Annotated in this window: 2 protein-coding genes; both read right to left on the reverse strand. The window is 59.2% G+C overall.

Annotated elements, in window-relative coordinates; all coding sequences use genetic code 11:
• A partial coding sequence (locus tag ABX749_RS32265) for a sulfatase (protein WP_372899656.1) occupies positions 1 to 1,215 on the reverse strand: 1,215 nt, incomplete at its 3' end.
• 20 nt (positions 1,216 to 1,235) lie between these two features.
• On the reverse strand, positions 1,236 to 1,596 hold a 361-nt coding region (locus ABX749_RS32270), incomplete at its 5' end, for an alpha-L-rhamnosidase C-terminal domain-containing protein (protein ID WP_372899657.1).

The following is a 1,596-nucleotide window of genomic DNA, read 5'->3' on the forward strand; positions in this document are numbered from 1 at the left end:
ATCTTGCTGCAAATCAAATAATTCGTATTCGGGACGGCCGTGGTGTCGAGCAACCACCTCAGCAGCCCGCGAGTTCGTCTTGGCCGCCTCGGTCCACTCTTTGAAGTAGTCGCCCGAGGTTTCGCGGAGCAGCAGATCGATGTGGGTGGTGAACGCGAACTCGGGATGCGGATTCCAAATCAGTTTGTATCGATCGGTGCGAAGCGCGCGACTCAGATAGACATTCATCATCCGGTCGCCGCTGTGCGTCGTGAAGATGCGTTTGCGATGTGAATCAGTGTCCCCACGAAGGACCGCCGCGAACGAACGTCCGTCGAGATCGTCGGGGATGGCTCCGCCGGCGATGTCAATCAGCGTCGGGAAGATGTCGATCCAGCTGACCATCGCGTCCGTTCGGCTTTCCTTTTGGATCGTGCCCGGACGAGCGACAATCAATGGCACGCGGATGCCTTCGTCGTACAGCGTCCACTTGCCGAAGGGGAATTGCGCACCATGATCGCTGGAGAACACAAACACTTTGTCTTCCGCCAGGTGTTCGTCGGTCAACGCCCGGACCTCGCCCAGGTAGGCATCCAGATCTTTGACCTCCTGCAGATAACGCGACCGCTGGACTCGCGTTTGCGGGGTGTCCAACAGCTTCGGTGGCAACGTCATCGAGACCGGATCGACGGTTGATTCAAACGGCCAGGGCACGTGCGGATTGGAAACACCCACGAACAATGCCAGTGGTCTCGTGTCGTTTCGGTTGACCAGAAATTTCTTTACCGTTTTGTGCAGCTCGGGAATGTCTTTCTTCAGCTCGATGGTGTCGAACCCGTAATTCTTCGCACTTTTTGAATGGGCGACCTTTCCGAACGCTGCGGTCTGGTATCCGAGTTGACCAAGCAGCCGTGGCAGACGAACGGTCCCCTCATGCGGATACGTGTGATTTTCTTCGGCACCATTCCTGGCCGGCATCAACCCGGTGAGCAAGGCGGCTCGACTGGGGGCACACGCCGGACTCGCCACGAACGCGCGATCGAAGGTCATTCCATCGGCGGCCAAAGCATCGATCGCCGGCGTCTTGATGTTCGTCCCGCCGTAGATCGGCAGGTCGAGTGCGGAAAGATCGTCTGCCAAATAGACCACGATGTCCGGCAGACGACGCTCCGCCGCAAACGAGTGGACGCAAAAAGCGGTGACGGTCAGACAACAAGCCAGAATTCGACGCGACATTGTGATCCTTCTCTAGACGTTTACTTCACTTCGAAACGGACGGATCCCGTGACTTCTCCATCGACATGCCATCGGTCGCCGCGTTTGGTCGCGGCCATTGCCGTTCCGTCAGCGAAGACGCCGGTGGAGCCATCGGGGGCTGGTAGTTCTACCACGGCTGACATGCCGTCGGGCAAGGACAACGATAGATTGAAGGCCTCTCCGTTCGTCCAGTCAATTTTAATCGGCCCCCGCGGCGTTGGGACCTTGCCGCGGGCCGATTCTATATCAGCTGGGCAGGGTCGAATCGTGGCGGTGGTCCAGCCTGGGGTTCGCGGCTGCGCCCCGAGCACGTGTCGCGGCAGCAGGTTCGCCGGCGCGGCGCCCCATGCGTGGTTCCAA

It is taken from the genome of Stieleria sp. (assembly GCF_041595215.1).
Lineage (GTDB): Bacteria > Planctomycetota > Planctomycetia > Pirellulales > Pirellulaceae > Stieleria > Stieleria magnilauensis.